Origin of the sequence: Streptomyces sp. NBC_00385 (genome assembly GCF_035917155.1) — a bacterium.
Taxonomy (GTDB): Bacteria; Actinomycetota; Actinomycetes; order Streptomycetales; family Streptomycetaceae; genus Streptomyces; species Streptomyces poriferorum.
On record NZ_CP107951.1, the window covers coordinates 6,054,912 to 6,080,621 of the forward strand.

25 protein-coding genes are annotated in these 25,710 nt (G+C 69.8%); 10 read left to right on the forward strand and 15 right to left on the reverse strand.

From position 1 onward, the window contains the following. Position 1 precedes the first annotated feature (1 nt). The 6 genes from OG959_RS26990 to OG959_RS27015 form a co-directional block, all read right to left on the reverse strand. A complete protein-coding gene (locus tag OG959_RS26990; protein WP_326662534.1) occupies positions 2–424 on the reverse strand; it encodes a hypothetical protein in 423 nt (140 codons plus the stop codon). Between the two features lie 48 nt (positions 425–472). After that, positions 473–1,090, reverse strand: coding sequence for a hypothetical protein (locus tag OG959_RS26995; protein WP_326662536.1), 618 nt, complete (start codon positions 1,088–1,090; stop codon positions 473–475). A gap of 97 nt (positions 1,091–1,187) precedes the next feature. Then, positions 1,188–1,982 carry a hypothetical protein gene (locus tag OG959_RS27000; RefSeq protein WP_326662538.1) on the reverse strand — a complete coding sequence of 265 codons (795 nt, stop codon included), beginning with the start codon at positions 1,980–1,982 and terminating at the stop codon, positions 1,188–1,190. 348 nt (positions 1,983–2,330) lie between these two features. Beyond that, the gene (locus OG959_RS27005) at positions 2,331–3,146 is read right to left on the reverse strand and encodes a serine hydrolase domain-containing protein (RefSeq protein WP_326662540.1); all 816 of its coding nucleotides are present in this window, start codon (positions 3,144–3,146) and stop codon (positions 2,331–2,333) included. 29 nt (positions 3,147–3,175) lie between these two features. Then, positions 3,176–3,724 carry a TetR/AcrR family transcriptional regulator gene (locus OG959_RS27010; RefSeq protein WP_326666630.1) on the reverse strand — a complete coding sequence of 183 codons (549 nt, stop codon included), beginning with the start codon at positions 3,722–3,724 and terminating at the stop codon, positions 3,176–3,178. A 22-nt stretch (positions 3,725–3,746) separates the two neighbouring features. Beyond that, positions 3,747–4,583, reverse strand: coding sequence for an alpha/beta fold hydrolase (locus tag OG959_RS27015; RefSeq protein ID WP_326662542.1), 837 nt, complete (start codon positions 4,581–4,583; stop codon positions 3,747–3,749). A gap of 130 nt (positions 4,584–4,713) precedes the next feature. Between OG959_RS27015 and OG959_RS27020 the strand changes: the two genes are divergently transcribed. Continuing rightward, on the forward strand, positions 4,714–5,193 hold the full coding sequence (locus OG959_RS27020) for a MerR family transcriptional regulator (protein WP_326662544.1): 480 nt from the start codon (positions 4,714–4,716) through the stop codon (positions 5,191–5,193). After that, positions 5,193–6,209 carry an aldo/keto reductase gene (locus OG959_RS27025; protein ID WP_326662546.1) on the forward strand — a complete coding sequence of 339 codons (1,017 nt, stop codon included), beginning with the start codon at positions 5,193–5,195 and terminating at the stop codon, positions 6,207–6,209. Before OG959_RS27020 ends, OG959_RS27025 begins: the two co-directional genes overlap by 1 nt. Before the next feature lie 57 nt (positions 6,210–6,266). Here the strand turns inward: OG959_RS27025 and OG959_RS27030 are convergent, their stop codons facing one another. From OG959_RS27030 to OG959_RS27065, 8 genes are all read right to left on the reverse strand, one after another. Then, positions 6,267–7,466 carry an esterase/lipase family protein gene (locus tag OG959_RS27030; RefSeq protein WP_326662548.1) on the reverse strand — a complete coding sequence of 400 codons (1,200 nt, stop codon included), beginning with the start codon at positions 7,464–7,466 and terminating at the stop codon, positions 6,267–6,269. 149 nt (positions 7,467–7,615) lie between these two features. Beyond that, the gene (locus OG959_RS27035) at positions 7,616–8,824 is read right to left on the reverse strand and encodes an acyltransferase family protein (protein WP_326662550.1); all 1,209 of its coding nucleotides are present in this window, start codon (positions 8,822–8,824) and stop codon (positions 7,616–7,618) included. Continuing rightward, positions 8,821–9,882 (reverse strand): alpha/beta hydrolase, encoded by a 1,062-nt coding sequence (locus OG959_RS27040; RefSeq protein ID WP_326662552.1) that lies wholly within the window; start codon positions 9,880–9,882, stop codon positions 8,821–8,823. Before OG959_RS27040 ends, OG959_RS27035 begins: the two co-directional genes overlap by 4 nt. Before the next feature lie 166 nt (positions 9,883–10,048). Next, positions 10,049–10,747 carry a response regulator transcription factor gene (locus OG959_RS27045; RefSeq protein WP_326662554.1) on the reverse strand — a complete coding sequence of 233 codons (699 nt, stop codon included), beginning with the start codon at positions 10,745–10,747 and terminating at the stop codon, positions 10,049–10,051. Continuing rightward, a complete protein-coding gene (locus tag OG959_RS27050; RefSeq protein WP_326662556.1) occupies positions 10,744–12,153 on the reverse strand; it encodes a sensor histidine kinase in 1,410 nt (469 codons plus the stop codon). The genes OG959_RS27045 and OG959_RS27050 overlap by 4 nt, the downstream gene beginning before the upstream one ends. Positions 12,154–12,254: 101 nt before the next feature. Further along, on the reverse strand, positions 12,255–13,202 hold the full coding sequence (locus tag OG959_RS27055; protein WP_326662558.1) for a DUF4429 domain-containing protein: 948 nt from the start codon (positions 13,200–13,202) through the stop codon (positions 12,255–12,257). 116 nt (positions 13,203–13,318) lie between these two features. Continuing rightward, entirely contained in the window at positions 13,319–14,530 is a 1,212-nt protein-coding gene (locus OG959_RS27060; protein WP_326662560.1) for an alpha/beta hydrolase, read from the reverse strand. A gap of 216 nt (positions 14,531–14,746) precedes the next feature. Next, positions 14,747–15,427 (reverse strand): TetR family transcriptional regulator, encoded by a 681-nt coding sequence (locus OG959_RS27065; RefSeq protein WP_326662562.1) that lies wholly within the window; start codon positions 15,425–15,427, stop codon positions 14,747–14,749. Positions 15,428–15,555: 128 nt separating this feature from the next. On the opposite strand from OG959_RS27065, the gene OG959_RS27070 reads away from it, so the two are divergent. Together OG959_RS27070 and OG959_RS27075 are read left to right on the forward strand one after the other, a co-directional pair. Further along, entirely contained in the window at positions 15,556–17,166 is a 1,611-nt protein-coding gene (locus OG959_RS27070) for an MFS transporter (RefSeq protein ID WP_326662565.1), read from the forward strand. A gap of 176 nt (positions 17,167–17,342) precedes the next feature. Then, complete coding sequence (locus OG959_RS27075) at positions 17,343–17,705, forward strand: peptidase inhibitor family I36 protein (RefSeq protein ID WP_326662567.1); 363 nt, start codon at positions 17,343–17,345, stop codon at positions 17,703–17,705. Between the two features lie 79 nt (positions 17,706–17,784). Here OG959_RS27075 and aceE read toward each other — a convergent pair whose 3' ends face one another. Then, positions 17,785–20,526, reverse strand: a complete 2,742-nt coding sequence (gene aceE, locus OG959_RS27080; protein WP_326662569.1) for a pyruvate dehydrogenase (acetyl-transferring), homodimeric type — start codon at positions 20,524–20,526, stop codon at positions 17,785–17,787. A gap of 517 nt (positions 20,527–21,043) precedes the next feature. Between aceE and OG959_RS27085 the strand changes: the two genes are divergently transcribed. From OG959_RS27085 to OG959_RS27110, 6 genes are all read left to right on the forward strand, one after another. Further along, the gene (locus tag OG959_RS27085; RefSeq protein ID WP_148017457.1) at positions 21,044–21,481 is read left to right on the forward strand and encodes a DUF3052 domain-containing protein; all 438 of its coding nucleotides are present in this window, start codon (positions 21,044–21,046) and stop codon (positions 21,479–21,481) included. Positions 21,482–21,697: 216 nt separating this feature from the next. After that, entirely contained in the window at positions 21,698–22,156 is a 459-nt protein-coding gene (locus OG959_RS27090) for a peroxiredoxin (RefSeq protein ID WP_326662572.1), read from the forward strand. A gap of 150 nt (positions 22,157–22,306) precedes the next feature. Then, on the forward strand, positions 22,307–22,882 hold the full coding sequence (locus OG959_RS27095; RefSeq protein ID WP_219572022.1) for a TerD family protein: 576 nt from the start codon (positions 22,307–22,309) through the stop codon (positions 22,880–22,882). A 147-nt stretch (positions 22,883–23,029) separates the two neighbouring features. Continuing rightward, a complete protein-coding gene (locus tag OG959_RS27100) occupies positions 23,030–23,605 on the forward strand; it encodes a TerD family protein (protein ID WP_326662575.1) in 576 nt (191 codons plus the stop codon). A 70-nt stretch (positions 23,606–23,675) separates the two neighbouring features. Next, positions 23,676–24,809, forward strand: a complete 1,134-nt coding sequence (locus OG959_RS27105; RefSeq protein WP_326662577.1) for a DUF475 domain-containing protein — start codon at positions 23,676–23,678, stop codon at positions 24,807–24,809. A 152-nt stretch (positions 24,810–24,961) separates the two neighbouring features. Further along, a complete protein-coding gene (locus OG959_RS27110; protein WP_326662579.1) occupies positions 24,962–25,696 on the forward strand; it encodes a TerD family protein in 735 nt (244 codons plus the stop codon). Positions 25,697–25,710 lie beyond the last annotated feature (14 nt).

The window sequence follows — 25,710 nt, forward strand, 5'->3', positions numbered from 1 at the left end:
TTCACGACCGGACCGCGCCGGCAGTCGGCATGAACAGGGCGGCAAACAGTACATGCACGGTGAAATAGATCAGCGTGACCGAGGGCCCTCCGAGCAGCGGCATCAGGAACAGCGGCAGACAGAGCAGGAAGCCGGCCAGGCCACGGAACGGGGGCGGTTCCATGCGACGCCTGAGGCCGACGAGGACCAGCAGGACGATCACTGTCCAGATACCCACCACTGTCAGCATGATCCAGGTCACGAAGATCGCAGCGGCGACGCCTTGTCTATACGGCGGGGCGCCGTCCGGTCCCGTGGAGTCCTTGGCCGGAAACAGCAGGCTGAGCGCCGGCGCCAGGAGGAGGAACGCCAGGAGGTACCTGCCCAGACATCGCATGAGCCACCACGGGCCCCCCTGGCGCCAGTCATCGTGAGTAATGTTCATGGCTCGCCGTCCTCGTCGGGTTCGAGTCGCTGACGGGTAGGTGGCAGCTCATAGGTACGCCAGGCACACCGTGACCTCGGCGGACAGCGCAAGGGTCCCCCAGAGGAGGATGCCGCCGACCGGCCGGACCGGGCTTCCTGCGTCTTCACGCAGCATGGTCATGTGGACGGCGACGGAGGCCGGTGTCGAAGCCGCCCCGACTGCGCCGGCGAACAGCCGACCGTCCAGGGCGAGTTGCTGCCAAGCGAGGCTTCCGCTCTGCAGCACACGGACCATCACGGTCAGGGCGGCCGCGGGCAGCATCCCCAGTGCGGTGCTCGCCGCCACCCACCACCACCGTCTTCCCTGGCCTGCGAGCCGCCCGAACCAATGCCCCAGGGCCACGGTCGGCAGAACGTACACGGCTGTCAGCAACGCGCTCGCACCCAGCAGGGCCGGCAGTCCGAGCGCCAGTGCGAGGGGGAGCGTGGCGACTCCGGGCGAGGGGCCGTCGCCGGACCGTGCGGTCCATGCCGGCACGAGTGCGGCGATGACCACACACATGACGGCCATCGACACCGACGACGGTGCCGCGCCCTGCCGGTTCGCCGCACGCCTGTCCCGCAGTTGCGCCATCTCGCCCCCGGCCCCCGGGCACATGCCTCCACGCGCCGTGAGGGCGTCCACTGACGACACCCTACGCTCGGTACTGAACGCGTTCAATAGTTGCGTGGCTGCAGCGTGGTCGCCTTCCGTCGGCACGCCTTTCTGGCGCCACAACCATTCAGGAATGGCAGAGGAGTTGGACGATCAGAGCGTCCTCGGGCAGGTTCCGCAGGTAGGTGTCGGCAAGGCGCCAGTACGCCTCGGCCTCGGACTCGCGCGGCCGGAACCGCCCCAGCGGACCCGCGTTCCAGGAATCGGTCCACTGCCCGTCGAGAGTCAGCAGTGCGAAAGTGGGCACAGCCAGAGCAGCCACGCCCTCCACGTAGTCGTGCTTGCCACAGGCGAACAAGTCGACAGGGTCCCGCATGACGAGACTGTTCGGATAGTGCCTGTCCCCCGCGGTGACCGCGTACTGGGCAAGGGCCTGCACCAAGGGTTGGGCCAGGTGCTCGTGCTTGGCCCGGTCCAGGTCGGGGGAGGGGGCGTCGAGGGATGCACCGTAGCGGTCGAGAAACGCCGACAGAGGCTCGGCGGGCGGGTACTCGGCGCTGAAGCGGGCCCAGACCGCCCAGGTTGCTGCTGCTTCCGCAGCGCTGATCGCACGCATGCCCTCCAGATCGAGGAGCCCGCGTGGCCCCCCGTCGCAGCGCAATGATCCTCGCGGACGTGTCTCGCCATTCGGTGAGACCGGCTGATGCAGCAGGCGCGTATCTCCGTCGTACTCCGGGCGGGCGACGAGGTTTTCGTAGCTCGACATGTGGTACGAGTCCCACTCGCCGTGCGGGTTGAAGCCGTCATCCCCGGTGGCGGGGTCGAAGTTCATGTCGAAGGGACGCATCGAAGCCGCAATGGCGGCAACGGGATCGGCCGTGGCAGTCGCAGGCAGACATACCGTCACTCTGAACTTCGACATACATCCCCCATGATCAACCGACTGCGAGCGGATCAGGATACGTCGACCGGGCGAGCGCGCGTCGATGCCTGGTGGTCGCACCGTAGCCAGCGAAGGCCTGCAATGCAGGCACGCCGTGACGTTGCCGAGGCACTGGAGCGCGGGGCGGCTTTCTGAGTGCGTGGTCCTCTGCGGGGCCGGACATGGTCACTTCGCGCGGAGGTCCTCCACGAAGTCGCGCCGCGCACCGGCCCCGATGACGATGAGGCGCCGTCGTCGACAAGTGAGGTGTGGAGGTGCGCCGCGACGGCGGCAAGGCGGTGTGGTTCGAGTGCCTGGCCGGCTCGCCGAGACCCGCGGCCGACCCGGTTACGCCGCCAGCTCCGCCAGCACCGCGTCCGTGAACGGCGGCCACACCTCGGCCGCCCACGGGCCGAACGCGCGGTCGGTGAGTGCCACGCAGGCCGCGCCCGCCGCCGGGTCGATCCACAGGAACGTGCCCGACTGGCCGAAGTGTCCGAAGGTCGCGGGGGAGGACGAACCACCGGTCCAGTGAGGCGACTTGTGGTCCCGGATCTCGAAGCCGAGGCCCCAGTCGTTGGGGTTCTGGTGGCCGTATCCCGGCAGGACGCCCTTCAGGCCGGGGTGGACGACGCTCTGCGCCTCCAGCACCGTGCGCGGGTCGAGCAGGCGCGGGGTCTGGACCTCGGCGGCGAAACGCGCGAGGTCCCCGACCGTCGAGACTCCGTCGCGGGCCGGGGAGCCGTCCAGCGTGGTCGCGGTCATGCCCAGCGGCTCCAGTACCGCCTGGCGCAGGTACTCCGCGAACGGGATGTCGGTGGCCTTCGCGATGTGGTCGCCGAGAACCTCGAAGCCCGCGTTGGAGTACAGCCGCCGGGTGCCGGGCGGGGCCGTGACCCGGTGCTCGTCGAAGGCGAGGCCGCTGGTGTGGGCGAGCAGGTGCCGGACCGTGGAACCCTCGGGGCCGGCCGGTTCGTCGAGCTCGACCGCGCCCTCCTCGTACGCCACCAGTGCCGCGTACGCCGCAAGCGGCTTGGTGACGGAGGCGAGCGGGAAGCGGTGCGCGGTCGGACCGTGCGTACCGGCCACCGTCCCGTCCGCTCGTACGACGGCCGCCGCCGCGGTGGGGACGGGCCAGTTCTCGATCATCGCCAGGCTCTGCATACCTGAGAGGTTAGTGCCCTTCCGCCTGCTCACAGAGTGCGCAGGCCCCGGTCGGTGAAGGCGATCAGCCACTCCAGGCTTTCGTCGATGTCGGTGCTCCACCGGAAGCCGCCCCCCGCTTCCAGCGTGGCGAATCCGTGGAAGAAGCTGCGGAGCATGCGCAGGGCGTGGTCCGTGTCCGGTTCCGCGATCCCGTAGCCGCGCAGCACCGCCGAGAACGCGTCGAGCAGCCGTCGTCCGGCGCCGGCCAGCGGATCGTCCGGGCCGGACGCCTCCACGCCGGACGCCTCCACGCCGATCGTCGCGGCGTACCGGCCGGGGTGCTCCACCACGAAGGCGCGGAAGGCGCGCGCGGCGGCCGCCAGGGCGTCGCGGCCCGCATACCCCTGGATCGCCCCGCCGACGGCATCGGCCGCCTCGCTCAACGCCAGTACCGCGATGCGGCGGTTGAGGTCTTCCTGGCCGCTCACGTGTTTGTACAGGGAGGGGGTGCGCACGCCCACGCGCTGGGCCAGCGCTCCCATCGTCAGGTTGCCGAGGCCCACCTCGTCGGCGAGGGCCGCACCGGCCGCGACCACGGCCGTCGGGTCCAGGCCCGCCCTAGGCACGGGAGGCGTCCGAGCCGAGGAAGGAGAGCATGAGGGAGACCACCTGGTCGGGGAACTGGTCGTGCGGGTAGTGCCCGGCACCCTCGATCATCTCCAGGCGGCCGAGACCGGACGGCAGGTCGCCGATGACCGCCGAGCCCTCGGCGTGCGGGTCGGTCCAGTCGGGGTCGAGCGTGCCCATCACGACCAGGACCGGGCAGCGGACGTTGCCGAGTTGCGCGCCGGCGTCGGTCGGGGCGGAGCGGCCCATGCCCTGCAGCGCCTTCATCCGGCCGGGCTCGCGCAGCAGTGAGCCGACGCGGTCGAGCCGCTCGTCCCAGTCGGCCGGCTTCACCCCGGGGTAGGCCACGTCGAGGTACGCGCGCCACAGCGGCACGCTGCCGAGCACGCCCGCGCCGAGCAGGCGCAGCATGCCCTGCCGGAAGCGCTTCACCCGCAGGTCGCCGAGGCGGACCGACTGCTTGCGCGTGAACGGTGCCAACTCGACGACCGCGGTGACCAGCGAGGGTTCCCGCGCCGCGGCGATCGTGGCGGCACCGCCGGAGATCGAGTGTCCGACGAGCACGGCCGGGCCGCCCAGGTGGCGGATCACCGCGAGCAGATCACCGGCGATGGCGGTGCGGCTCCAGTCCGGCCAGACGGTGCTGGACTCGCCGCAGCCGCGCAGGTCGACCGAGGCGACCCGGTAGCCCGCCGCCACGAGCGAAGGGACCACCGTGCGGTACGCGGCGCGGCTGTCACCCATGCCGTGCGCGAGGACGATCAGCGGACCGGACCCCGCCACCTCGTAAGCGATCGTGCCACCGTCGACAGCAAGGTGTTCGGTCATGACGTCCTCCAGGGTCGGAGCTAATGTTGTTAGCTAAAAGCTATCGGTGTTAGCCGTCGGAGTCAATGGCCGAAACTCGCATCCGGCGACACTTGCTTAGAGTGCACTCCAGGGTTCTAGCGTGGAGGGCATGACGGTGACGGAGACGGTGACGGCGACGGAGACCACTTCGGCAGGGGTGGACACCTGCGCGTCGGGCCCCCGGCCCCACCCGCGACCCGAAGGACAGGACCGCTACACCATCAGCGAGGTGGCCGCCTTCACCGGGCTGAGCGCCCACACGCTGCGCTGGTACGAGCGGATCGGGCTGATGTCGCACGTCGACCGCTCGCACACGGGACAGCGCCGCTTCACCAACGCCGACCTGGACTGGCTCGGCTTCGTGGGCAAGCTGCGGCTGACCGGCATGCCGGTCGCCGACATGGTCCGGTACGCGGAGCTGCTGCGCGAGGGCGACCACACCTTCGACGAGCGCAAGGAACTGCTGGAGGCGACCCGCCGCGACGTGAGGACGCGGATCGCGGAGCTCCAGGACACCCTCGCCGTCCTCGACTACAAGATCGAGTTCTACGCAGGCGCCCAGCGGGCGCCGGAAAGGCCCAGTGCCTGATGAGTGACAAGAAGATCGAGACCGCGGAACTCGGCAAGAACGGCCCGCAGGTCGGCGTCCAGGGCCTCGGCTGCATGGGCATGAGCGAGTTCTACGGCGACACCGACGAGGCCGCCGCCCACGAAACGCTGGAGACGGCTCTCGCGGCCGGCGTCACGCTCTTCGACACCGCCGACATCTACGGAAGCGGCGCCAACGAGACGTTCATCGCGCCCTTCGTCGGCGCGCACCGGGACGAGATCACCCTCGCCACCAAGTTCGCCATCGAGCGGCGCGACGACGACCCGCACTACCGGGGTGTGCGCAACGACCCCGCCTACATCCGTCAGGCCGTCGAGAACAGCCTTCGCCGGCTGAACACCGACGTCATCGACCTCTACTACATGCACCGCCGCGACCCGTCCGTACCGCTGGCGGAGTCCGTCGGTGCGATGGCCGAGCTGGTGCAGCAGGGCAAGGTCAAGCAACTCGGGCTGAGTGAGGTGACGGGCGCGGAGCTGCGCGAGGCGCACGCCGTGCACCCCATCGCCGCCCTCCAGTCGGAGTGGTCGCTCTTCAGCCGGGACGTCGAGCACAGCGCCGTGCCCGCCGCCGTGGAGCTGGGCGTGACGTTCGTGCCGTACTCGCCGCTCGGCCGGGGGTTCCTGACCGGGGCGTTCGCGGACGCGGGCAAGGACCTGGCGAAGAACGACTTCCGGCAGTTCCAGCCGCGCTTCACCGGCGACAACGCGAAGACGAACGCCGCGCTCCTGGAGCCGGTCCACAAGATCGCCGCCGCGCACGGGGCGACCGCCGCCCAGGTGGCGCTCGCCTGGGTGCAGCAGAGGGCCCAGGTGCACGGGCTCGCCGTGGTGCCGATCCCCGGTACGCGCAAGAGCAGCCGCCTGCTGGAGAACGTCGGCGCGACCCGGCTCACCCTGACGGCCGGCGAACTGGCGCTCCTGGAGCCCATCGCGGGCCAGGTGGCGGGGGACCGCTACCCGGACATGAGCTCGACGGCCACCGCCCGCGAGTAGCGCGCAGCGCCTGTCCGGTGCGGCGGGCGGCCGCACCGGACAGGCGCGTGAGCGGGATCAGCCGGGCAGGCGGTCCAGGAGCCAGGTGCACAGCTCCTCGGTGATGATCGTGTGCCCGGTCGTCGTGGACGAGCAGAGGAACTCGTCCACCTCGCTCTCCTGAGCTTCGAGCTTGTCGATGTTCACGTACAGGTCGTCCTGCTTCTCGACATCGCGGATCGCGACCGCGCTGACCGAGGGGACGAAGCACACGTTCTCGTACCGGAGGTCCGTCGTGCCGCCGAGCTTCTTGATGGTGTCGGCGAGGATCTTGTACGTGTGCAGCGTTCCGCCCGGCGCGCCGTCGATCTCCGGGAAGCCGTTGGTGGTGACGGTCTGCTCGTCCTTGGGGAACCTGCGGTTCAGCTGGGCGGCCGTCACGTCGTTGCCCTGGGCCTGGGCGTAGAAGGTGGTGCCCGGGTAGATCCGGTCGATCTTCAGCGCGATGTCGCCGGGCGTCACCTCCGGCAGGCCGACCCCGTCGGCGCGGCCGTTCGCCAGGGCCAGCGTCCTCGGGATGCGCGGCCAGCCGCCGACCCGGTCCAGCGCGGCCAGGAACTCCGTGCGCTCCGGGGCGACCCCGATCGTGCCGCTGTCCTTGTCGTAGTGGCGCCACAGCATCTGGCGCGCGGCCGGGCTGTCCATCTGCTTCGCGAAGTCGTTCGCGAACGGGATGAAGTGCGAGAACGCCTGCACCCCGACCGGGATGGAAGCGCCACGGTGCGGGCTGTCGTAGGAGAAGTACAGGGCGGTCCGGTGGTCCATCCGCCGCATCTCGAGCTTGGCGAGCGCGTAGCGGGTGACGATGCCGCCCATGCTGAAACCGCCGACGACCAGCGGGGTGTCGCCCGCCTGCTCGGCCCTGGTCCGCAGGATGGCGGCGATGGCCGTCTCCGCGTTGTCCAGGATCGACGCGCTGCGCTCCTCGAAGCCGAGGAGGATGACGTCCCTGCCGCGGCGGCGCAGCTCGCTGACGAGTGCGAAGTCGCCGCCCTCCAGCCCCTGGTAGAGCGTGTCGAGCTTGCTCCGGCCGAGGTTGAACCCGTCGGCCATGATGACGGGCCGAACGAGGCTGCCGTTGTTTCCCTCCCCGGGGAAGACCCAGGCGAAGCCGTTCGGCAGAGGCCATTCGGCGTGCTCGGGCACCTCGACCGGCTCGGCGGCCGGGTGAGCGCTGACGGTGAACGAACCGACGTCGGGCTCGGTCGTCTCGGACATGCGTGTACTCCTCGGAGGAAGGGGGGTGGAACGACGCCATCATGCGCGGCGATTTGCCCGAACACCCCCTCTGAGCTGCGGGGTTCACCACATCTGATGGAGTGCGCGCGCCACATGTTTGGAGCGCTCCGGGCTTGGCGCGCCCGCCCTCACGCCAGCCCCAGCGCGAACACCGCGAACCCCGCCGCGAGCACCCCCGCCATCGCGCGGCGGGCGTTCGCGGCCCGCGTCCCCGCCTTCCACGGTGCCTCGAACCTCCGCGCGTACCGGGCGATCAGCACCAGCAGCCCCGCGAACACCGGCATCCAGGCCAGCCGGGCCAGGATCCAGCCGACCGTGTCCGGACCGGTCGTCAGCCCCGGCACCGACCCCGCGAAGGACACCGGGACCGCAGCGGCCAGCATCGCCGTCTGGTGCCAGCACAGAATCGTCATCGCCGACAGGTTGACGACGACGACCGGCGCCCACACCAGCGGCCTGCGCAGTAGCCGGCCGATCCGGCCGTGCAGCAGGATCGCGGCACCGCTCTGCGCGGCGCCCAGCGCGAGGACCAGCAGCGACGGGGGATGCGAGTTGGTACGCGCCTCGCCCGGTACCCCGACCATCGACGCCGGGTAGTGGAAGAGCAGCAGCAGGGCGGCGAACAGCACGCCACCGCCGACGAGCAGCAACCGGGCGCCCCGCTTCCCGATTCGCCCCTCGGCCCAGGAGACACCGAGCTGGTACGCGAAGAGCCAGCCGGGAACGATGTTGAGCAGGCTCAGCCAGGAGGGCATGGAGTCACCGAGCGGCCCGTAACGCAGCAGGTCGACGGCGGCGACCGCGCCGAGCAACGGGGCCGCGGCCCAGCCGCCGAGCCTTCTCGACGTGCGGACGCAGTACGGCGTCAGCGCGGTGACCACCGCGTACACGCCGACGAACCAGAGCGGCTGGATCACCAGCGTCGACCCGGTCCGCAGCGTGTCGCCCGGCACCCCGAACGCGTGCAGCACCGGGATCAGCACCGCCCAGACGGCCGTCACCCCGAGCACCGGCCGGCCGAGACGGGCCATCCGCCCGCGCAGCCAGGCGCCCGTCGTCGACTTCCTCCGTCGGTAGGAGAGCACCGAGGCGTACCCGCCGACCAGGAAGAAGACGCCCAGCATCTGGAGCACCCAGCTGATCGGGGCGAGTGCGCCGAAGGCCGAGAGCGGACTGGCGTTGTGCAGGGCGCCACCGCCGTCGAGCCGGAATCCGCCGAGCAGCCAGTGGCCGGTGGGGACGGCGAGCAGGGCCAGGGCGCGCAGACCGTCGAGGGCGCGGTCGCGGTGGTCCGGGGTGCGGGCCTCGATACGGGAGGCGAGGGCGGGCAGGCTCATCGGACATCCCCGTCCGTGAAGGTGCCTTCTGCGATCGCGGCGAAGGCGTGGAGGGACTCGGTGCCGGGGGCGAAGTAGCCCGTGTGGCCATGGGCGTCACCGGCGGGCACCCGACGGGCGCCGAACTCCGGGGAGGTCGGGTCGGCACCGTGGCCGAGCCCCGCGAACTCGACGTTCGGGACGTTGTCGATCCAGTCGTCGGGATCCTTGGCGGCCCACACCCGGGCATCGGTGTGCAGATCGCCGACGTCGTCCGCGCGCATCCCGGGCGAGCCGAGGACGACCAGGTCGCCGGCGTGCAGCCGGGGCGCGGCGAGGCCGCAGACGACGGAGCCGTAGCTGTGGCAGAACACCGTGGGCTCGGGCACGCCGGTGGCGGCGAGCCCGTCCGTGAACCGGGTCAGGCGGTCCGCGCCGGCCTCGGCGAGCGAGCCGGTCGCGGCGTCCACGCCGACGCCGACGGGCGTGGTGTACCCGGCCCAGGCGATCACCGCACTGCCCGGACCGGTCTGCGCGTACAGCGACCTGGCCATGCCGGCCGGGGTTCCGTACACATCGCTCGTACGGTCGAAGGTCCCGGCGTCGATGTCCGAACCCGGCACCACGACCGACACGTGGTCCGCCGCGGCCAGGTCCCCGAAGACCTCGGCGACCTGGCCGCGGCCGCGCGGATCGAACGCGAGGATCCGGCGGTGCGGGTCCGCGGCCAGACTTGCGTAACGGGGGTCGGGATCGGACTTCAGGGCCAGGGCGTTGGCCCGGTAGCGGAGTTCGACGGGTGCGCCGTCGAGGTTTCCGACGACGAGCGGATGCCGTGCGACCAGGGACTCCTGGTCCCTCTCGCCCAACCCGGCGAAGAACCCCGCCACTTCGGCGGGCGTGTCCCGCGCCGGATCGGGCAGCTCCCGCCCCAGTACGTGATCCGACCGCCAGGCGGCGGTGCCGGGAGGCGGCCCCGTCAGTGCCTGCTGGGCGTTTCCCGACGCCCAGCCGGCGGTCCCTGACACGACGGTGGTCGCCAGGGCGACCGCGACCAAGGTCCTCGCATAGCGGCGCATCCGACCCTCCCTCTCCGGCTGAACCGGCTCCTGCACGCCGTTCGGCGCGTCGGAGAGGAAGGTAGGAAGAGGGTGGGTGCGGGGGCGTCACACCGGAGGGCCAACCGCGGGGTGATACCCGGGTAGGGGGTGTACGGGGTGAGGCGCCACGGGCTGGGAGGTGTCCTCAGCCGCCGGACGGTCCGGGTGCGCCCGGCACCACCAGCCCCGCCTCGTACGCGAAGATCACCGCCTGGGCGCGGTCGCGCAGGTCCAGCTTGGCCAGCACTCGCCCGATGTGGGTCTTCACGGTCTGCTCCGCGAGCACCAGCTGTCCCGCGATCTCCTGGTTCGACAGCCCCCGCGCGATCAGCTCCAGCACCTCCGTCTCGCGCGGGGTCAGCCCGTTCAGCCGCAGCGCGGGCCCGCTGCGGGAGGTCCCGGACGGCCGCTGCCGGGCGAAGTCCGCGATCAGACGCCGCGTCACGGACGGCGCCAGCAGCGCGTCGCCGGCCGCCACCACCCGGACCGCCGAGATCAGGTCCGCCGGCGGGGCGTCCTTCAGCAGGAATCCGGACGCGCCGGCGCGCAGCGCCTCGTACACGTAGTCGTCCACGTCGAAGGTGGTGAGCATCAGCACCTTCGGCACGTGCACCACGCCCACCGGCGGGTTCAGCAGCTCACGGGCCGCCGCCAGGCCGTCCATCTCGGGCATCCGCACATCCATCAGGACCACGTCCGGATGGGTGTGGCGGCTGACGTCGACGCCCTGGCGCCCGTCCGGCGCCTCACCGACCACGTCGATGTCGGCCTGCGCCGCGAGCAGTGCCGCGAATCCCGCCCGCACCATGGCCTGGTCGTCGACGATGATCACACGGATGGTCACGAGTCCTCCGGAGTCGGGGGCGGGGCGGAAGAGGAAGAAGGAGCCGAAGCCGGTGGCAGCGGGAGCCGTGCGGCGACGCGGAAGCCGCCGTCCGGCAGCGGCCCGGTGTCCAGCGTTCCGCCGGTCAACCGTACGCGTTCGCGCATGCCGACCAGCCCGTGTCCCGTCCCCGTCGTCTCCACGGGAGTACGCGGAGCGAGCGACGAACCCGTCTGCGGCGGCGGGTCGTTGACGACCAGCACCGTCAGATGCGCACCGTCGGAGCTGACCGACACCCGGGTCCGGGCACCCGGCGCGTGCCGGACCACGTTCGCCAGGGCCTCCTGAACGATCCGGTACGCGGACAGGTCCACCGCCGGCGGAACACCCTCCAGCCCGGCGGGCAGCGACAGCCCGGCGGGCAGCGACAGTTCGGCCGGCAGCCCGGCCCGTACCGTCGCCTCCACCAGCTGCTGCACCCGGTCGAGCCCAGGCTGGGGCGCCCGCTCGCCCTCCGTACCCTCGCTGCGCAGCACCACCAGCAGCCGCCGCATCTCCGTGAGGGACTCCCGCGCACTCGCGGCGATCGAGCCGAACTCCTCACGCGCCTCGTCGGACAGCCCCTGCAGCCGGTACGGGGCGGAGTCGGCCTGGACCGTGATCACCGACATGTGGTGCGCGACCACGTCGTGCAGCTCGCGGGCGATCCTGGTCCGTTCCTCCAGCAGCGTCCGCTGGGCCCGCTCGGCCTCGCTGATGGTCTCCTGCTCGGCGAGCCGGCGCTGGGCGTCACCCCGTTCCCGTACCGTCGCGCCGACCACCAGCACGACGGCGCCGAGGATGAACATCAGGAGCGAGTTGTCGGTGCCGCGGTGCGACGAGATGACATACAGGACGAGCCCGGAGGCACCGGTCGCCAGCCAGACGGCGACCAGGGTCCGCCGACGCTCGCGCAGCCCCAGCGCCAGGAGCAGGAAGAGGTAGCCGACGAGGCCGGGCGGTGTCCACGGCCAGGCATGGTCCTGCTTGCCGTCCTGCCCGAGCAGCACGACCGCACCCAGGATCTGGGCCGGGAAGATGATCCACCAGGCCTGCAGCGGGCGGTGCGCCAGCATCAGCAGAGGTGCGGCCTGCGCGACCGCGAGCGCTCCCGCGATGCCGGCGTCCAATTCGTACTGGGCGGTCAGGACGTTGATCGTGACCGGGATGAAGATCGCGGCGAGTGCCAGGACGACGACGTACGGCAGCAGGCGCTGCCACCGCTTCGGCGCACCGGCCAGGAGCGGTGTCGGGGGGTGGGAGGGGTGGGACAGCGCGTGGCCGGTCTCGCGCAGATTGCGGCGGGCGGCGCTCAGCAGACCGTCCGCCGGCGGGTGCGGGGGAGCGGGCGGCGGCGATGACGGCGGGGGCGGGGAGGAAGTGGGCATGGCCTGATCAGGGTAGGCAGCGAAGCCGGCCGTCGGCGTCATACCGGGGTTCCGATCCGCCGCCGCCGTTCTCGTACGGGGGTATGACCCGCCGGTACGCGCTACAGCTCGGCGAGCAGCTGGGCCTTCTTCGCGCTGAACTCGTCGTCCGTCACCAGACCCGCCTGGTGCAGCTCGCCGAGATGGCGGATCCGCTCCGCGATGTCCGCCGGGTCCCGGCGTCCCGCACTCGACAACGCGGCCGCGGCCGGCGTGGACTGCTTCCTGCGGACGGATTCCAGGACGGCCGCGGCGAACGGCAGCGACTCGTGCACCGGGCCGTAGCCGAGGCCGAAGATCACCGCGGCCGGGTCCTGATCGGCCCGGGTCGGGCGCCCCGCCATCGGCTCCGCACTCGGGGCGGCGCTCGTCAGCAGGCCCGCGCCCGGGCCGGTGACTGCCGGGCCGGCGGCCGGTGCCACGGGCACCGCTCCCCGCGGTACGAGCCGCAGATAGCCCTCGAAGGCCTCGGGCGAACGCCACTCGACCCCGCTCAGTTCCGTGACCGGGAACGTCTGGTCGCCCGCCTTCCACTTCTCCGAGGAGGCACCCGTCCAGAACCACCGGAACGAGATCCGGTCGCCGTCGAAGCTGGCCCTGCCGTCGTACGCCTTGAAGCGCATCGGCGCCTCGGGGGCCGCGACCAGGAACCGGTCGGCGGGTTCGTCCGCCTCGGGGCCCAGCCGCGCGCGCAGCTCGTCCGCGTAGTACTCGGCGAGCGTCTCCCGTTCGGCGGGGAGCACCAGGCGGTACGGATCGCAGCCGTCCTTCAGCTGCCCGGCCGCCGCCTCCAGGAGCGGATCGGCACCGGGTCTCGGGACCGCACGCAGCACCACCGTGCCCCGCTTGCCCGGGGTGAGCGTCACCGACGACAGCGCCGCGTGCGGGACGCGGCGCTCACGGAGGCTCTGGAAGAGCCTCGGCGTGCGGATACCCCGTTCGAAGCGGATGAGCACGGAGTCGGTGTCGAACTCCCAGGTGGCATGAATTCCGGCCAGCACATCACCCATGTGCCTCATCGTATGCGGCACTTGCCCGCTCGTCCCCCCTCGGAGGCCCTCGCAATTCGTGGCCGGTCGCGGTTCTCTACGCGCGTCGGAGCCGTATCCACGGATATTTGTGCGCGTCAGACCGTCGCGTGGCCGGAAATCTGTTCGTGGCAGCTGCTGTCGGACGGGGCACAGGTCACGGAGGCGTAGGCGCCCGCGCCGATCGCGGCGAAGTTGCCGAGGCTCTCGGTTCCCGGCTCGAAATAGCCGCTGTGACCGACCGCGTCGCCCGCCGACGCGATCCGTGCGCCGAAGTCCGGATCGACCGGGTCGGCCCCGTGGCCCAGGCCCCCGACCTCCAGGTTCGGCACGTCCTCGATCCAGTCGTCGTGGTCCCGCATCGCCCAGACGTTGGCCCGGGTGTGCAGCTGACCGGCGTTGTCGACGCGCATGCCGGGGCTTCCCGCGACCGCGATGTCCGTCACCCGGCCGGGCAGTTCGTCCGCGGCGACGCCGCACAGGACGGAGCCGTAGCTGTGGCAGAACAGCGAGACGGGAGCGGCTCCCGGAAGCGACTTCACGAGTGCGTCGAGCCGGACGGCCCCGCGCTCGGCGAGGTTGCCCAGGGCCGCGTCCATGCCGATGCCGGCCGGTGCGGTGTAGTCGGCCCAGGCGATCACCGCGGTCCGCACGCCGGGATGCGCTGAGTGCTCGGCCGCGTACAGGGACTTGGCCATGCCGACGGGGGCGGCGTTCGTCTTGGACCCGGTGCGCTCCAGCGTCAGCAGGTTCGTGTCGACGCCCGGGACGACCACCGAGACCCGCTCGGCCCGGTCCAGATCGCCGAACACCTCGGCGGCGTGGCCGCGGCCCGACGGGTCGAACGCGAGGAAGTGGCGGCCCTCGGCCAGCATCGACCGGAAGCGGTCCACCCGGTGCTGCGCGTCGGCGCGGCCGTCGGGGGAGAGCCTGGAGTCGTGCACCCGGGTCTGCTCGGCCGTGCGCGCCTGTTCCAGCGCCAGCCGGTTCGCCCGGTAGCGCAGGGTGACGGGGGCGCCGTTCAGATTTCCCACCACGAGGGGGTACTTGCGGGCCAGACCGGCCTGCTGCGCGTCCGTGAGAGCGGCGAAGAAGTGCGCCAGCTTGTACGGAGGCGCATCCGCCGCGGGGAGCGCGCGCCCCGCTATCGACCCCTTGGCCCAGGAGGCGAGTGCGACGGTGCGTGGGGCGTCGGAGTGCTGATGACGCACGGCGGTCCAACCGGTGGTCGCCAGCATCACGAACACGACCGCGACGGCGAGAAGAGCGCGCCAGGCGGTGAGCGTGGGGGAGGAGTCGAAGGAAGTCACTGCGCCACACATTAGGAGACGCGCGTAAGGAGTCGTTAAGCGGGTGACGCACATCACCTGGGCAGGGGGAATGAAACCCCGTTTTCCTCACGCTGTGTACGGCCTTGCGTGACACTGCGCCGCGCCGGGTGCCGTCGGAGCGCCCCATCGGGGCGTCGCTGCCCGCCTGTTGTGAGGTCGGTCATGTCCGGTATCTGAGGCGTGCGGCACACCACCTCAGCTGAGGTGCGCCGTTCCGGCGGGATGCGCACGCCAGTCTCCGGCCAGAGCCGGTCCCAACTGGTCCAGGTAGGTCTCGGTCAGCGTCCGCAGCGAGTCCATGCTGCCGTCGCAGCCCCGCCCCCACAGCTGCCCCGTCACCCGCATCACCCCGGAGAACGCGGCGACGGCCACGCGCGGCCGAGGGTCCCGCGTCATGTCCAGGCCCTCGCGCTCGGCGATCAGCGCGGCGATCTGCTCCTCCAGGGCGACGCTGCGCCGCATGTGCGCGGCGAGCAGGGAGGGCGTCGATTCGATCATCTGATAGGTCCGCATGTGGAGTTCGACCGGGATGATGGCCTCAATGGCCTCTCCGATACTGTTCCAGGCGCACAGGACGGCGCGGCGCATGGCCTCGAAAGGGGTTTCGGTGGCGGGACGTTGACGCAGTTCGAGGATGAAGCGCGACTCCACCATGTCCTGGACGGCGAAGACGACCGCTTCCTTGCCCGCGAAGTAGCGGAAGAAGGTGCGCTGGGAGACCTCGACCGCGTCGACGATCTCGTCGACGGTGGTCTCCTCGTAACCCCGAGTGGTGAAGAGGCCGAGGGCGGCACGGAGCAGGGCGTCCCGGGTGCGTCGCTTCTTGCGTTCGCGCAGCCCGGCCGGCCTGCCTGCGGCTTGCTGCCCGTCGATCACTGAAGTGGTCCTCTTTTCCCTGCTTTGTCCAGCTCAGCCTACCTGCGGGCTACGTGTGAGCTACGTGACAGTTACCGACTTGTGAATTGGTTTGTCAACTGTCAGTGACTGACACTAATCTCCCGCGTATGACTAGTCAGACCACCGTCGAAAAGGCGTCGCAGGAACCCCAGGACCCTCTCGGCCCCGCACCGGTCAAGGGGCTGCGCGGCCACCCCTGGCTGACGCTCTTCTCCGTGGCCATCGGCGTGATGATGGTCGCGCTCGACGGCACGATCGTCGCGATCGCCAACCCCGCGATCCAGCAGGACCTCGGCGCCTCGCTCGCCGACGTCCAGTGGATCACCAACGGCTACATGCTCGCCCTCGCCGTCTCCCTGATCACCGCGGGCAAGCTCGGTGACCGGTTCGGCCACCGGCAGACCTTCCTCATAGGCGTCGTCGGCTTCGCCGCGGCGTCGGGAGCCATCGGCTTCTCCAGCAGCGTGGTCCTGGTGATCACGTTCCGCGTGCTGCAGGGCCTCTTCGGCGCCCTGCTGATGCCGGCCGCGCTCGGCCTGCTGCGCGCCACCTTCCCGGCCGAGAAGCTGAACATGGCGATCGGCATCTGGGGCATGGTGATCGGCGCCTCGACCGCGGGCGGTCCGATCCTGGGCGGCGTGCTCGTCGAGCACGTCAGCTGGCAGTCCGTCTTCTTCATCAACGTGCCGGTCGGTGTGATCGCCCTCGTCATGGGCGTCGTGATCCTCAAGGACCACCGCGCCGAGAACGCGCCCCGTTCCTTCGACATCGGCGGCATCGTGCTGCTGTCGACGGCGATGTTCTGCCTGATCTGGGCGCTCATCAAGGGCGCGGAGTGGGGCTGGGGCGACCCGAAGACGGTCGGCTTCCTGGTGGCCGCCGTCGCTCTGTTCGTCGCCTTCGCCCTCGTCCAGCAGCGCGTCAGGGAACCGCTGATCCCGCTGGCGATGTTCCGCTCCGTACCGCTGTCCGCGGGCACGGTCCTGATGGTGCTGATGGCCTTCGGGTTCATGGGCGGCCTGTTCTTCGTCACCTTCTACCTCCAGAACGTGCACGGACTGAGCCCCGTCGACAGCGGTCTCCACCTGCTGCCGCTGACCGCGATGATGATCGTCGCCTCGCCGATCGCGGGCGCCATGATCACCAAGTTCGGTCCGCGGGTTCCGCTCGTCGGCGGCATGGTGTGCACCGCGGTCGCGATGTTCGGCATGTCCCAGCTGACCGTCGGCACCGCCACCCTCACCATGTCGATCTGGTTCGCCCTGCTCGGCCTCGGCCTCGCGCCGGTCATGGTCGGCGCCACCGAGGTCATCGTGGGCAACGCCCCGATGGAGCTCTCCGGTGTCGCCGGTGGACTGCAGCAGGCCGCCATGCAGGTCGGCGGCAGCCTCGGCACCGCCGTTCTGGGCGCGATCATGGCCGCCCGGGTCGACTCCGAGCTCCCCGGCAACTGGACGGAAGCGAAGCTTCCGCCACTGTCGCCCGAGCAGCTCGACCAGGCGTCCTCCGCGATCAAGGTCGGCATGCCGCCGGTCGCCGAGGGAACCCCGCCGGAGGTCGCGGGCAAGATCGTGAACGTCGCCCACGACACCTTCGTCTCGGGCATGAGCACGGCGTTCATGGTCGCCGGCATCGTCGCGGTCATCGCCGCACTGGTCGCCACCCTGACCAAGCGCGGCGAGAACGCCGAGGCGGGCGCGGGCGCCGGTCACATCTGACCGGTCCTCGTGGGCGCCTCACGGCGTCAACACAGCGCGTCCAACAGCCCCGCCGGAACGTTCCGGCGGGGCTGTCGCCTATCAGGGTGGTCCGGCCCCCGGCCCCTTCCCGTGCCGCTGCCGAGCGGCTCAGGGTGGGTGGCGGAAGATCCACATCAGCACGGGGGTTGATTCATATGCGTACGACCGTTGTCGCGGCCGCCCTGGCCGCCACCGCCCTGGTCCCACAGGCCCCGGTCCAGGCCGTGTCCGGCCGGCTCGGGGACTGCCGGGCCGGCCAGCTCTGCCTCTGGGCCAAGCCCGACTTCACCGGCACCCGGCAGGTCCACGAGCTGTCCACCATCGACATCGAGAGCTGCGTACCGCTGAAACCGGGTGCCACCGTCCAGTCGCTGGCCAACCGCACCGGCAGGCCCGTCACCACCTACCAGTCGGCGGAGTGCGAGGAGACCGGCGAGTTCGAGACCTACCCGGGCGGCGGCACCTGGACCCCGCGCACCCCGTATCAGGTACGCGCCTTCAAGATCTGGGAGAACTGACCCGCGCGGCACCCCGCACAGCACCGCGGGGCGGCCGGACCCTTCAGGTCCTGCCGCCCCGCGTCGTGCGTCAGCGTCCCTACGCGTCGCCGCCGGCCGCACCGGGATCGGCGGCGGTCACGTCCAGGAGGTCGTAACGGTCGACCGCGGTCTTCAGCGCCGAACGGTCGACCTTCCCCTCCTTCGCGAGCTCCGTGAGCACCGCCAGGACGATCGACTGCGCGTCGATGTGGAAGAACCGGCGAGCGGCTCCGCGCGTGTCCGCGAAGCCGAACCCGTCCGCGCCCAGCGACTGGTACGCACCGGGCACCCAGCGCGCGATCTGGTCCGGCACGGACCGCATCCAGTCCGAGACCGCCACGAACGGCCCCTGCGCTCCGGAGAGCTTGCGCGTCACGTACGGAACGCGCTGCTCCTCCTCCGGGTGCAGCAGGTTGTACCGCTCCACGTCCACGGCCTCGCGCCGCAGCTCGTTCCAGGAGGTCGCCGACCAGACGTCCGCCTTCACGTTCCACTCGTCGGCGAGGATGCGCTGCGCCTCGACCGCCCAGGGGACCGCCACGCCGGACGCCATGATCTGGGCCGGGATCTCGCCCTTCTCGCCCCGGCTGTAGCGGTGGACGCCCGCCAGGATGCCCTCCACGTCCACGTCCGCGGGCTCGGCCGGGTGCTGGATCGGCTCGTTGTACACGGTGAGGTAGTAGAAGACGTCCTCGTTCTCGTCGGGCGTCCCGCCGTACATCCTGCGCAGACCGTCCTTGACGATGTGCGCGATCTCGAACCCGAACGCCGGGTCGTACGCGACACAGCCCGGGTTCGTCGAGGCGAGCAGCTGCGAGTGGCCGTCCGCGTGCTGGAGGCCCTCGCCCGTCAGCGTCGTACGGCCGGCGGTCGCGCCCAGCACGAAGCCGCGCGCGAGCTGGTCGGCCATCTGCCAGAACTGGTCACCGGTGCGCTGGAAACCGAACATCGAGTAGAAGACGTACACCGGGATCAGCGGCTCGCCGTGCGTGGCGTACGCCGAACCCGCGGCGATCAGGGAGGCCGTGCAGCCCGCCTCGGAGATGCCGTCGTGGAGCATCTGCCCGGTCGGCGACTCCTTGTACGCGAGCAGCAGGTCGCGGTCCACCGACTCGTACTGCTGGCCGAGCGGGTTGTAGATCTTCGCGCTCGGGAAGAACGCGTCCATGCCGAAGGTGCGGTACTCGTCGGGCGCGATCAGCACGAAACGCTTGCCGATCTCCTTGTCCCGCATGAGTTCCTTCAGGATGCGGACGAACGCCATGGTGGTGGCGATCGACTGCTGACCCGAACCCTTCTTCGCGGTCGCGTACGCCTTGTCCTCGGGCAGCAACAGGGGCTTCGCCCGCACCACACGGGTCGGGACGTATCCGCCCAGACCCTTGCGGCGGTCGTGCATGTACTGGATCTCCTCCGATTCGCGGCCCGGGTGGTAGTACGGCGGGTTGCCGTCCTCCAGATCCTTGTCCGCGATCGGGATGTGCAGCCGGTCCCGGAAACGCTTGAGGTCCTCGGCCGTGAGCTTCTTCATCTGGTGGGTCGCGTTGCGGCCCTCGAAGTTGGGCCCCAGCGTCCAGCCCTTGACCGTCTGCGCCAGGATCACGGTGGGCTGACCCTTGTGGGCCTTGGCCGCCGCGTACGCCGCGTAGACCTTCTTGTGGTCGTGCCCGCCACGCCCGAGGTGCAGGATCTGCTGGTCGGACATGTCCTTGACCATGTCGCGCAGCCGCGGGTCGTCACCGAAGAAGTGGTCACGGATGTACGCACCCGTTTCGGTGGCGTACGTCTGGAACTGGCCGTCCGGCGTCGTGTTCAGCTTGTTGACCAGGATGCCCGTGCGGTCCTGCGCGAGCAGCGGGTCCCAGGAGCGGTCCCAGACCAGCTTGATGACGTTCCATCCGGCACCGCGGAACTGCGACTCCAGCTCCTGGATGACCTTGCCGTTGCCGCGAACCGGCCCGTCGAGGCGCTGCAGGTTGCAGTTGACGACGAAGGTCAGGTTGTCGAGGCCCTCGCGGGCGGCGATGGAGAGCTGGCCGAGCGACTCCGGCTCGTCCATCTCGCCGTCACCGAGATACGCCCACACGTGCGAATCGGAGGTGTCGGCGATGCCGCGCGCCTCCATGTAGCGGTTCATCCGTGCCTGGTAGATCGCACCGAGCGGGCCGAGACCCATCGACACGGTCGGGAACTCCCAGAAGTCCGGCATCAGCCGCGGGTGCGGATAGCTGGACAGCCCGTTCGGCGCCTTCGACTTCTCCTGGCGGAACGCGTCGAGCTGCGCCTCGCTCAGCCGGTCCAGCAGGAAGGCGCGGGCGTAGATCCCGGGGGAGGCGTGCCCCTGGAAGAAGATCTGGTCGCCGCCCCGGCCGTCGTCCTTGCCGCGGAAGAAGTGGTTGAAACCCACGTCGTAAAGCGAGGCGGAGGACGCGAACGTGGCGATGTGACCGCCCACGCCGATCCCCGGACGCTGCGCCCTCGACACCATCACGGCCGCGTTCCAGCGGGTCGCGTTGAGGACCTTGCGCTCGATCTCCTCGTCGCCGGGGAAGAACGGCTCGTCCTTCGTGGCGATCGTGTTCACGTAGTCCGTACTGCGCATCTCCGGCACGGCGACACGCTTCTCGCGCGCGCGCTCGATGAGCCGGAGCATGAGGTAGCGGGCCCGCTCACGGCCTCGCTCGTCGACGGCGGCGTCGAGGGAGTCGAGCCATTCCTGGGTCTCTTCGGGATCGAAATCCGGGACCTGACTCGGAAGGCCGCCAATGATGATCGGGTTGCGATCGGATCCGGAAGCCACGCTGTTCCTTCGCTGTTCGGTGCTGCTCTACGGGGCCTGGTCACGGAGGCGTCCCCCCGCTGTGTCTGCGCGTACGCCATCCCATCGTGTACCGCGAGGACGCAAACGTCATCTCTACCGGGAGGTAACCGCAGGCGTCGCGCCAGCCGTCTCCCGGACGGGTGCACGGGCCGCGCCGGAGCGGGTATACGGCCGGTCGGGAGCCATCGGGCAGGATGGGTCGGGCCAAACCGCAACCATACGCCCAAGGGTTCCCAACGTTCCCGAATGCTGTTCGAATCTGTTTGCCGGACCGATACGGCATAAGCTGTTCAAGGACGTAAAGGGTGTGGACGGCAGCGCCGGCTCCCGCAGGGGACCCGCCGACAGTGCGGCGACGTGGCAGGGAACGTCACCGTTTAGGCGGTCTCGTACGCTGGGTACTTGCGCGATCCGCCGCTCCCGTGTGGACTACGGCCAACGCCCCGCGCACGCGCGTGGCTGCAGCATTTTCCGAAACATGATCAGGAGGCAACCCGTGAGCGCGACCGCGGACCACGCGGAGGAGCGGACCAACCCGGCAGCACGCCTGGGGTTCGAGCCCGGACAGGTGGTCCAGGAGATCGGCTACGACGACGACGTCGAGCTGGAGCTCCGTGAGGGCATTGAGGCCACTACCGGCCAGGATCTCGTCGATGAGGAGTACGACGACGTCGCAGACGTCGTCCTGCTCTGGTTCCGCGACGAGGACGGCGACCTTACGGACGCGCTGGTGGATGCCATTGGTCTGCTCGAGGACGGCGGTACGGTCTGGCTGATGACGCCGAAGACCGGCCGTGACGGATACGTCGAGCCGAGCGACATCAACGAGGCTGCCCAGACAGCCGGTCTCGCCCAGACCAAGAGCATCAGTGCGGGCAAGGACTGGACGGGCAGCCGTCTGGTCACGCCGAAGGCGGCCAAGGCCAAGCGCTGAACCGCACTCGCCCCTGAAGGCCCCCGACGGCATCACGCCGTCCGGGGCCTTCGTACATTCCCCGCACGTCCATTCCCGGCACGTCCGTTCCCCCGGACGTTCGCGGCACGTCCGCAGGAAGCTTTCCCGGGTGCCGCACGGCCGCCCGGCGGCTCTGCGTAGGGTGGGAGTCACCCGGACAGCCCAGCCCGGTGACGTAGCGAAGGGACGCGTTTCATGGCGATCGAGGTCGGCACCAAGGCCCCGGATTTCGAGCTGAAGGACAATCACGGCCGGACCGTGAAGCTCTCCGACTTCCGCGGCGAGAAGAACGTGGTGCTGCTGTTCTACCCGTTCGCCTTCACCGGCGTGTGCACGGGCGAGCTCTGCGCGCTCCGCGACGAGCTGCCCACCTTCGAGAACGACGACACCCAGCTGATCGCCGTCTCCAACGACTCCATCCACACGCTGCGCGTCTTCGCCGAGCAGGAGGGTCTCGAGTACCCGCTCGTCTCGGACTTCTGGCCGCACGGCGAGACCTCGCGCGCGTACGGCGTCTTCGACGAGGACAAGGGCTGCGCGGTGCGGGGGACCTTCATCATCGACAGGGAGGGCGTGGTGCGCTGGACGGTCGTCAACGGCCTGCCCGACGCGCGCGACCTCAACGAGTACATCAAGGCGCTCGGCGCCCTCTGATCCGAGATCCGGTGGATCTCGCGGCGACCCCCGGCCAAAAGCCTGTTTTGGCAGGGAACCGGTCACTAGGATCCACTCGTTGATCGGATGCCAACACGACGTGGAGGCGCCGGCACCGGCCGGCCCCCAAAGAAACCAATGGGAGGACTCGTGGGAGTCAGCCTCAGCAAGGGCGGCAACGTCTCGCTGACCAAGGCCGCGCCCAACCTGACCGCGGTCATCGTGGGTCTGGGCTGGGACGCTCGTACCACCACCGGCGGAGACTTCGACCTCGACGCCAGCGCCCTGTTGACGAACGCAGAGGGCAAGGTCGGCAACGACGGCAACTTCGTCTTCTTCAACAACCTCAAGAGCCCCGACGGCTCCGTCGAGCACACCGGTGACAACCTCACCGGTGAGGGCGAGGGCGACGACGAGGTCATCAAGGTGAACCTGGCCGGTGTCCCGGCCGACGTCGACAAGATCGTCTTCCCGGTCTCGATCTACGAGGCCGAGTCCCGCCAGCAGAGCTTCGGCCAGGTGCGCAACGCGTACATCCGCGTGGTCAACCAGGCCGACAACACCGAGCTCGCGCGCTACGACCTCAGCGAGGACGCCTCGACGGAGACCGCCATGGTCTTCGGCGAGCTGTACCGCAACGGTGCGGAGTGGAAGTTCCGCGCCATCGGCCAGGGCTACGCCTCGGGTCTGCGCGGCATCGCGCAGGACTTCGGCGTCAACGTCTAGAGGTCCTGGCAGGCAGTCCGGGGCCGTGGCCCCGGGCGCGCCTTCAGCACGTCCCGTCCGGCGCCGCACCCTGTGCGGCGCCGGACGCGCTCAACAGACGGATTCACCGGTTCATCAACCGGTTCATCGACTCGGGGAGGACACACCATGGGCGTCACGCTCGCCAAGGGAGGCAATGTCTCCCTCTCCAAGGCCGCACCCAATCTCACCCAGGTGCTCATCGGACTCGGCTGGGACGCACGATCCACGACGGGGGCGGACTTCGACCTCGACGCCAGCGCACTGCTGTGCCAGTCGGGCCGCGTGCTCGGCGACGAATGGTTCGTGTTCTACAACAACCTCAAGAGCCCCGATGGCTCCGTCGAGCACACCGGTGACAACCTCACGGGTGAGGGCGAGGGCGACGACGAGTCGGTCATCGTGAATCTCAACGAGGTGCCGGCCCACTGCGACAAGATCGTATTTCCGGTCTCCATCCATGAGGCCGACAATCGCGGGCAGACGTTCGGCCAGGTCAGCAATGCGTTCATTCGCGTGGTCAACCAGGCCGACGGCCAGGAACTCGCGCGTTACGACCTCAGCGAGGACGCTTCCACGGAGACCGCGATGATCTTCGGCGAGCTGTACCGCTACAACGGTGAGTGGAAGTTCCGTGCAGTAGGACAGGGGTACGCGTCGGGGCTGCGGGGCATCGCTCTAGACTTCGGGGTCAACGTTTCGTAAAGCCGCGCACGGCGCGGGGGAGCCCCGTGCTCTTCGGGGGAGACCCGTTACATACATGATGGGGTAGCCAGTGGTTCTGAAAACCTTCGGCTGGTCGTTCGCGATTACCGTGATCGGTCTGGTCGCAGCGTGGTTCTACGGGGGGTGGGAAGCCTTCGGAGTGGTGGCGATCCTTTCCGTCCTGGAGATCTCGCTGTCCTTCGACAATGCGGTGATCAACGCCGGAATCCTGAAGAAGATGAGTGCCTTCTGGCAGAAGATCTTCCTCACGATCGGTGTGCTCATCGCGGTCTTCGGTATGCGGCTGGTGTTCCCCGTCGTGATCGTGGCCGTCACCGCAGGGCTGGGACCGATCGAGGCGATCGATCTCTCCTTCAACGACCCGGACCAGTACAAGGAACTCGTCACCGACGCCCACCCGGCGATCGCCGCGTTCGGTGGCATGTTCCTGCTCATGATCTTCCTCGACTTCATCTTCGAGGACCGTGACATCCAGTGGCTGCGCTGGATCGAGCGCCCGCTCGCCAAGCTCGGCAAGGTCGACATGCTGTCGGTCTGCATCGCGCTGATCGTCCTGCTGATCTCGGCCATGACCTTCGCGACCCACGCGCACCAGCACGGCGGCGGACACGCGGACAAGGCGGAGACGGTCATGCTCGCCGGCATCGCGGGTCTGATCACGTACCTCGTCGTCGGCGGTCTCTCCGGCTACTTCGAGAACAAGCTCGAAGAGGAGGAGGAACGCGAGCACGAGGCGGAGGAAGAGGCCAAGCGCGCGGGCAAGAAGGTCTCCGCGATCGCCCTCTCCGGCAAGGCCGCGTTCTTCATGTTCCTCTACCTGGAAGTGCTTGACGCGTCCTTCTCGTTCGACGGTGTCATCGGCGCCTTCGCCATCACCAACGAGATCGTGCTGATGGCCCTGGGCCTCGGTATCGGCGCCATGTACGTCCGTTCGCTCACGGTCTACCTGGTCCGCCAGGGCACCCTGGACGACTACGTCTACCTGGAGCACGGCGCGCACTACGCGATCGGCGCCCTGGCCGTCATCCTGCTCGTCACGATCCAGTACGAGATCAACGAGCTCATCACCGGCTCCGTCGGCGTCATCCTGATCGGCTGGTCCTTCTGGTCCTCGGTCCGGCGCAACAAGGCGATCGAGGCCGCGGGAGGCGAAGAAAGTACGGAAGTCTCCGCCGGGGTGTGACCCGGTAGGGAATGAGGAACGCTCTCTGCGGGGCGGCTCGTACGGCAACGGTTCCGGGAACACCCGGATCCGGCCCGGAGCCGCCCCGTAGCGGTGCGTGCGTCGCATGTGCCGCGTGCGACAGGTGGGGCCGATATGTGTGGGGGTTCGGGATGGCGTTCTGGAACAGCCTGTGGCCGGGGCGGGAAGCTCAGTTCGAGTCGGGCAGCGCGGCCAGCAACTCCATCGTGCTCTCCAGGCGGCACGCCACGGTCTCGCTGACCAAGCAGGGCGCGCTGACCGGCAACCTCCGGGTCAACCTCTCCTGGCGGATGCGTTCGTCCGACATCGAGGGCCGGTCACGGCAGAGCGGCCGGCTGCTGCGGCCGCTGAAGCTCTTCCAGCCCGATGTGGTCCAGGCGCACACCCAGGGAGTGGTCAACGTGGACCTGGACCTGGGCTGCATGTACGAGCTGACGGACGGCACCAAGGGCGTGGTGCAGCCGCTCGGCAACCTGATCGGTGATCTCAACGGGCCGCCGTACATCAGGCTCAGCGGCGACGACCGCTTCGGGGCGCCGTCGGGGGAGACCGTCTACGTCAACCTCGACCAGCGCGACCAGATCAAGCGGATGCTGTTCTTCGTCTACATCTACGACCAGACCCCCGCCTTCGACCGTACGCACGCGAAGGTGACGCTCTACCCGGGCAACGGGCCGCGCATCGAGATCGAGCTGGACGAACGGGCCCCGCAGGCCCGCTCGTGCGCCGTGTTCACCGTGGAGAACGAGAAGGGTGAGCTGACCGTGCGGCGCGAGGTGAAGTTCGTGTACGGCTTCCAGTCGGAACTGGACCGGCTGTACGGGTACGGCATGCAGTGGGGGCGCGGCTACAAGACCCGGGCGTAGGCCGTGCGGCGGTT

Coding starts and splice junctions, on each gene's coding strand:
- OG959_RS26990 (WP_326662534.1), bottom strand. CDS start 424: ATGAACATTACTCACGATGACTGGCGCCAGGGGGGCCCGTGGTGGCTC.
- OG959_RS27000 (WP_326662538.1), bottom strand. CDS start 1,982: ATGTCGAAGTTCAGAGTGACGGTATGTCTGCCTGCGACTGCCACGGCC.
- OG959_RS27005 (WP_326662540.1), bottom strand. CDS start 3,146: ATGCAGAGCCTGGCGATGATCGAGAACTGGCCCGTCCCCACCGCGGCG.
- OG959_RS27015 (WP_326662542.1), bottom strand. CDS start 4,583: ATGACCGAACACCTTGCTGTCGACGGTGGCACGATCGCTTACGAGGTG.
- OG959_RS27020 (WP_326662544.1), top strand. CDS start 4,714: ATGACGGTGACGGAGACGGTGACGGCGACGGAGACCACTTCGGCAGGG.
- OG959_RS27025 (WP_326662546.1), top strand. CDS start 5,193: ATGAGTGACAAGAAGATCGAGACCGCGGAACTCGGCAAGAACGGCCCG.
- OG959_RS27030 (WP_326662548.1), bottom strand. CDS start 7,466: ATGTCCGAGACGACCGAGCCCGACGTCGGTTCGTTCACCGTCAGCGCT.
- OG959_RS27035 (WP_326662550.1), bottom strand. CDS start 8,824: ATGAGCCTGCCCGCCCTCGCCTCCCGTATCGAGGCCCGCACCCCGGAC.
- OG959_RS27040 (WP_326662552.1), bottom strand. CDS start 9,882: ATGCGCCGCTATGCGAGGACCTTGGTCGCGGTCGCCCTGGCGACCACC.
- OG959_RS27050 (WP_326662556.1), bottom strand. CDS start 12,153: ATGCCCACTTCCTCCCCGCCCCCGCCGTCATCGCCGCCGCCCGCTCCC.
- OG959_RS27055 (WP_326662558.1), bottom strand. CDS start 13,202: ATGGGTGATGTGCTGGCCGGAATTCATGCCACCTGGGAGTTCGACACC.
- OG959_RS27070 (WP_326662565.1), top strand. CDS start 15,556: ATGACTAGTCAGACCACCGTCGAAAAGGCGTCGCAGGAACCCCAGGAC.
- OG959_RS27075 (WP_326662567.1), top strand. CDS start 17,343: ATGCGTACGACCGTTGTCGCGGCCGCCCTGGCCGCCACCGCCCTGGTC.
- OG959_RS27090 (WP_326662572.1), top strand. CDS start 21,698: ATGGCGATCGAGGTCGGCACCAAGGCCCCGGATTTCGAGCTGAAGGAC.
- OG959_RS27100 (WP_326662575.1), top strand. CDS start 23,030: ATGGGCGTCACGCTCGCCAAGGGAGGCAATGTCTCCCTCTCCAAGGCC.
- OG959_RS27110 (WP_326662579.1), top strand. CDS start 24,962: ATGGCGTTCTGGAACAGCCTGTGGCCGGGGCGGGAAGCTCAGTTCGAG.